Consider the following 6,160-nt stretch of genomic DNA (forward strand, 5'->3'; position numbering starts at 1 on the left):
TTAATCCACCATTTCTCCCATATAGTAAAAACCTTTTGCTTCTTCTAATTTAACATTTACAAGACTTCCGATTAGAGATACATCAGCCGGAAAATGTACAACTGAATTGTTGCTTAATCTTCCTGAAACATATCCCGGAATTTTTTTATTTACTTCTTCTACCAAAACTTCCTGAACACTACCTTCTAAAGCTTTTGTTTTTTCTTTTGAGATGCTATTTACCAAACTTAAAAGTCTGTCAAATCTATCTTTTACAACATCCTCCGGCACCTGGTCAGGCATTTTTGCAGCAGGTGTTCCGGAACGTTTAGAATATATAAATGTAAAGGCTGAATCATACTGTGCCTTTTCTACAACATCAAGGGTTTCTTCAAAGTCTTCTTCTGTTTCTCCCGGAAATCCCACTATAATATCTGTTGTAATACCAATATCCGGTATTTCTTTTCTTAATTTTTCCACAAGGGTTAAATATTGTTCCTTGTTATAATGCCGGTTCATGATTTTAAGTAAACGGCTGCTTCCAGACTGAAGGGGCAAATGCATCTGCTTACATATTTTCTTTGATTTCGCCATAACCTTTATTAATTCATCTGACAAATCCTTTGGATGGGAAGTCATGAATCTAATCCTCTTAAGTCCCTCAATATCCTCTATCCGCTGTAAAAGCTGTGCAAAGGTTATGGGATTTTCAAGAGTCTTTCCATATGAATTAACATTTTGACCTAAAAGCATTATCTCCACAACACCGTTAGCTACTAACTGCTTAATTTCATCAATAATATCTTCTGGATTTCTGCTTCTTTCCCGGCCTCTTACATAGGGAACAATACAGTAACTGCAAAAATTGTTACAGCCGTACATAATGTTTACGCCGGATTTAAAGTCATACTTTCTAACTGTTGGAAGCTCCTCAACTATTTCCGTTGTTCCATCCCATATATCTTCAACCTTGTGTCCGCTTATAAGTCTCTCGTATAAAAGCTGCGCCAGCAAAAATATGTTGTGGGTTCCAAAAATTATATCAATAAATCTATAACTTTTATTTAACTTTTCAACTACCTGTGGCTCCTGCATCATACATCCACACAAACCTATAATCATTTCAGGATTCTTCTCTTTTATCTTTGAAAGATAGCCTAACCTTCCATATACCTTTAAATTGGCATTCTCCCTTACGGTACAAGTATTATACAACACCAAATCAGCATGTTCATCGTCAGTTTCTTCGTAACCTATTTCACTAAGTATACCCATCAGTTTCTCTGAATCCTTAAAATTCATCTGACAGCCGAAAGTGACAACACATGCTGAAAGTTTTCTGCCATATTGCTGTTCTTTTATTTTCACTAATTCCTTACATTTCTGTATATAATATTTCTGCTTTTCCGTCTCGTTAGTAAAACTCATTCTAATCTCCTGTTTTAATTAATATTTATAAATCTTTTTTCGCTAATAATATGATACATTTTCACATCATGGTCCTCTGTGGGTATTTCCTCAAAAATCTGATAATCATAGCATATTCCCACAGACTTAATAGGGTAATCCTTAAGGTATCTGTCGTAAAAGCCTCCTGCCTGACCTATTCTGTCACCACTTTCAGAAAAAACCACTCCCGGAACTAATATTAAATCAGCCGTAGTTTCTTCATTTTTTTCATCAGGCTCAAATATTCCATAAGCTCCCTTTTTAAGCCCTGATAACCTGTCAATGGCATAAAACTTCATAATGCCTGCCTTATCAAGAACCTTGGGCAGAGAAACCCTCTTTCCATCTGCAATTGCCTTTTCTATAAGAAATGATAAATCCACTTCATTTCTTATGGAATTATAGCAAAACACCGACCTAGCTTCCCTGTAAACGGAACTGTCTATTAATCTTTCACATATCTTTTTACTTAATATGTCTACCTGATTTTTAGGCATTTCTTTTCTTTTATTTTGTATTTCTTTTCGTAAAGAGTCTTTTGTTATCATTTTAAATTAATGTCCATCCCCTTTAGGCTGTACTTTTTTAATTGTTCCGTCAGGATACTTAATACTCATGGTATTAAGCTCTCCTGTTAAATTACCAATAATTGCCATTCTATATTCTGTTCTAAGTTTCTGCTGTTCTTCCTTTTCAGCCTCAGTAAGTCCTGTTGTCTTTGACTTTTTATATAATTCATTAATTCTGTTAATTTTGTTTTTGTCCATTTTATTTTAGGAATATATATGTAGTCTCGTTGTTAGAAGCAACACTGCCTATATATTCTCCCCTTTCCTGTAAAATAATTTTCTTTGACGGGAACTTATGTATTCCCACTAACTTAATTTCCTTGCCAAATAAAGTTCTATCTGCAAATGTTGAAATAACCGTGTTGTTATTTACAAATTTTATATTTAAATCCTCAGGATATGTTGCATCCACATCATTTGTAATTAAGTTAAAGAACTGGGTGCCTGAAGAATTTTTCTTAATCATATAAGGCTTATTATCTATAACTGTTGCATTTTTAAGAAGATACTCCCCTGTTGTGGTTTTATTAATGCAGGTATAAATTTTCTCTTCTTCCTTTTTTGAAGTTAAATCGTAAAAAACAATTATTTCATCATTTTTTTCATAGTTAAACTTTGAATAAATCAAAAAATTATCAATAATTTTTGCATTAATTACCGTTGTATCATAGTAAGCCTGGTCTATGGAATTCATAACCATATTTTGCTGTTCTAACTTTAAATCACTGATAAACTGCTTAATGTTTACAATTATAAGGTTCTCAACAGCTGCCTCTTCCTTCTCAAGGTTTAAATGTCTGTCGTTTTCAAAAACCGAATATCCCGTTTTCATTATGCAGTTTGTCTCATTGTATGGAAGGACAAACTCAATACCGTTATTTTTCAGATTTTCGTCTTCAATTACAATCTGCTTATTTTTAACAAAATCAAATAAAACCAAGGTGAAATCAAAAAATTCCTTTAACAGTCCATTGGCACTTACCTTTGGAAGAGCTCTTTGAATAATCAGATTTGACTCATCTAAAATAAAGATTTTTATCTGCTTATTGTCAGGATACAAATTAATATTGTCCTTTAGAGAAATAATCTTTGTATGAGTATGGTCTGTTATATTATATCTTATAATATTAAAAGTGTAGCCGCCGTCTAACATATCAGTGTACTCAGTAAAATACAGATAATCTGATTCATACTGACAATTGGTAATATTAAAAACATCTACCTTGTCAGTATATGGCATAACTTCCTTTCTTACATTTTCCTCAAGATAATACAGAAAATATCTCACCTTTGGCAGATTAGTAAAAGGACCCTGTTCATATTCCTTTTCCAAAATAATATCATCTTTTAAATGTAATCCGTTAAAGTATTCTGACTGCGCCAAAAAACGTATATTCATAATGCCTCTCCTTAACAATGTTTCTACATTTAACACATCTTTATATAATACTACATTTTTTCAAAAAAGTCATTATTGCAAAGGTCTGTATTTTTTTGCCAATGCCTCAAATGCCTTAATTCCATCTATTGCCGCAGATGTTATTCCTCCGGCATATCCTGCACCTTCTCCTATTGGATATAGCCCCTTGATTTCTGATTCAAAATCATCATTTCTGATAATTCTTACAGGAGATGAAGTTCTGCTTTCCGGTGCTGATAAAACAGTATCTTCATTGTTAAATCCATCAATTACCTTTCCAAAATAATCAATGCCTTCCACTAAGGCTTCACACACAAAATCCGGTAATACCTTATTAATATCCGCCATAGTGTATTCCCCCTTAATTTGAGGAATAATCTTTCCAATTTTCTCTGACTTTATTTTTTTCTTAAAATCCCCATATGTTTGCAGGGGAATATTGCCCTTTCCCTGTTTATAGGCAGCCTTTTCTATATCTCTTTGAAGCCACATTCCTGCCAATGGATGACTGCTTCTAAAATCCTTGGGTGATAATGCCACAACTATAGCACTATTGGCATTTTCGCCGTCTCTTTTAGAATAGCTCATGCCGTTTACTGCTATCTCCTTTTCCTCTGATGAAGCATTTACCACAAAGCCACCGGGGCACATACAAAACGAATATACTCCACGGTCTTTTTTTGTTTTGTAAGTAAGCTTATAATTTGCAGCTCCTAACCTATTGTCTTCAAAGTCATACTGGCTTTTATTTATCATTTTCTGGGGATGTTCAACCCTTACTCCCATGGCAAAAGGCTTTCCTTCCATAGGGATGTTTAGTCTGTTAAGCATCTCAAAAGTATCTCTGGCACTATGTCCTATTGCCAATAAACAAATATCCGTATCAATTACTTCTTCATTTGACAATTTAAGCCCATTAACCCTGCCATTTTTTAACAGGATTTCACTAACTGTAGTGTCAAAATAAAAGGTTCCTCCCATATCTTCAATGGCATGACGCATATTTTTTACAACTTCGCTTAAAACATCCGTTCCAATATGTGGTTTTGCATCATATTCAATTTTAGGATTAGCGCCAAATTTAACAAAGGTATTTAATACAAAACCGATTCTGTTTTCTTTATCTTTAATACCTGTGTTAAGCTTTCCATCTGAAAAAGTTCCTGCGCCACCTTCTCCAAACTGCACATTACAGGAAGTATCCAGTTTTTCACCATTCCAGAAAGCATTTACTTTTTTAATGCGCTCATCCACTCTGCTTCCACGCTCAATAATTATAGGCTTGTAACCATACTTTGCCAGCATATATCCGCAAAACATTCCTGCCGGCCCAAATCCCACAATTATCGGTCTTTTGTTTATGGAGCAGGTTCCTGTGGGAGCAAAATCATACTTTTTTTCCTTATCTGTCACCGTAACGTTTTTTCTTGTTTTATTATAGTTTTCTACCTTAAATAAAACCGTATAAATCTTGTTGATTTCCGGCTTTTTTCTGGCATCAATGGAATATTTTAATATCTTTTTTTCTATTACGTCGTCACTATGTATTCCTGCTATTTTTATAGCTTTTTCAAATGCCTTCTGTTCCTTTTCATCTATACTCAACTTTATATTTGAAACCTTTAAAAACTTCATTTACTTATACTTTCTCCTGCTATATATCCGCTACTCCAGGCAAACTGAAGATTATAACCACCGCATCTTCCGTCAACATCAATTATTTCTCCTGCAAAATAAAGATTAGGACAAATAAGGGATTCCATTGTATCTCTATTAATTTCAGAAGTATTAACCCCTCCTGATGTTACCTGAGAAAAATCAAATCCTTTTTTTCGCTTTACGGTAACTTCAAAGGACTTTATAGTATCACATAACATAGTAATTTTATCTATAACATCAGTACATTTAACATTACTTTGCAGTTTTATTTCCTTAAGAAATACAGCTGCCAGCTTTTCGTTAAACAATCCGTTAAGTGCCGTTAATACCGGCATTTTATCTCTTCTTTTAAGGATTTTTTCCAATAATATTTTCACTTCGTCATATGTATAATCAGGAGCAAAATCAATAATTACATTTTCTTTCTCATTAACACTCCTGCTTATATTAAATACCGGAATACCGGATATTCCATAGTCTGTAACCTGAAGTTCCCCTAAATCCTTTATGTTTTTATCTTTAATTTGTACCTTTGCCTTCACCCTTACACCTGATGCCTTTTTTAACTTTTCATCACATACTAAGGCTGTAAGTGCAGGACAAGGCTTAACAATGGTGTGACCTAAGGCTTTTGCTAATTCATATCCGCTACCGTCACTACCTGTTTTAGGTGCCGCCATTCCCCCTGTTGCAATTATTAATTTGTCACAAAATAAATCAATTCCTATATCCAGTACAAAGCCATCATCTTTTTTTGTTACACTTTTCACATTATTATTTGTTTTTATTGTAACCCCTAAAGACAATGCTTCATTGTAAAGTGCATTAGTAATCGTAACAGCCTGATTACTTAAAGGATAATAAAAGCCGTTTTTTTCATAACAATAAACTCCCATATTTTCAAAAAAATTAAGAGCATCTTTATAATTAAATCTTTCTATTACGTTGTTTATAAAATCTTTATTGCCATAATATTTATCCGGTGTAAGAGCACTGTTTGTAATGTTACATTTTCCATTACCGGTTACGTTTATTTTCTTTCCCGGCTTGTTTTCGTGCTCTATAACCGTTACCTTATGACCAC

At 33.6% G+C, this 6,160-nt stretch carries 6 protein-coding genes; all 6 read right to left on the reverse strand.

All coding sequences use genetic code 11. The features are described 5' to 3' along the window. A complete protein-coding gene (miaB, locus tag Q5O30_RS07165; RefSeq protein WP_021953073.1) occupies positions 1–1,407 on the reverse strand; it encodes a tRNA (N6-isopentenyl adenosine(37)-C2)-methylthiotransferase MiaB in 1,407 nt (468 codons plus the stop codon). Between the two features lie 14 nt (positions 1,408–1,421). Beyond that, the gene (locus Q5O30_RS07170) at positions 1,422–1,976 is read right to left on the reverse strand and encodes a 5-formyltetrahydrofolate cyclo-ligase (protein ID WP_021953074.1); all 555 of its coding nucleotides are present in this window, start codon (positions 1,974–1,976) and stop codon (positions 1,422–1,424) included. Between the two features lie 6 nt (positions 1,977–1,982). After that, complete coding sequence (locus tag Q5O30_RS07175) at positions 1,983–2,195, reverse strand: DUF896 domain-containing protein (RefSeq protein ID WP_021953075.1); 213 nt, start codon at positions 2,193–2,195, stop codon at positions 1,983–1,985. Between the two features lies 1 nt (position 2,196). Next, positions 2,197–3,396: a hypothetical protein gene (locus Q5O30_RS07180; RefSeq protein WP_021953076.1), complete on the reverse strand. Its 1,200-nt coding sequence runs from the start codon at positions 3,394–3,396 to the stop codon at positions 2,197–2,199. A 72-nt stretch (positions 3,397–3,468) separates the two neighbouring features. Beyond that, positions 3,469–5,052: an NAD(P)/FAD-dependent oxidoreductase gene (locus Q5O30_RS07185; RefSeq protein ID WP_021953077.1), complete on the reverse strand. Its 1,584-nt coding sequence runs from the start codon at positions 5,050–5,052 to the stop codon at positions 3,469–3,471. After that, positions 5,049–6,160: aminoacetone oxidase family FAD-binding enzyme (locus Q5O30_RS07190; RefSeq protein ID WP_302674634.1), on the reverse strand; the 1,112-nt coding region annotated here is incomplete at its 5' end. The genes Q5O30_RS07190 and Q5O30_RS07185, both read right to left, overlap by 4 nt.

The organism is Eubacterium sp. CAG:161, from assembly GCF_000432355.1.
GTDB lineage: Bacteria > Bacillota > Clostridia > Lachnospirales > Lachnospiraceae > Eubacterium_G > Eubacterium_G segne.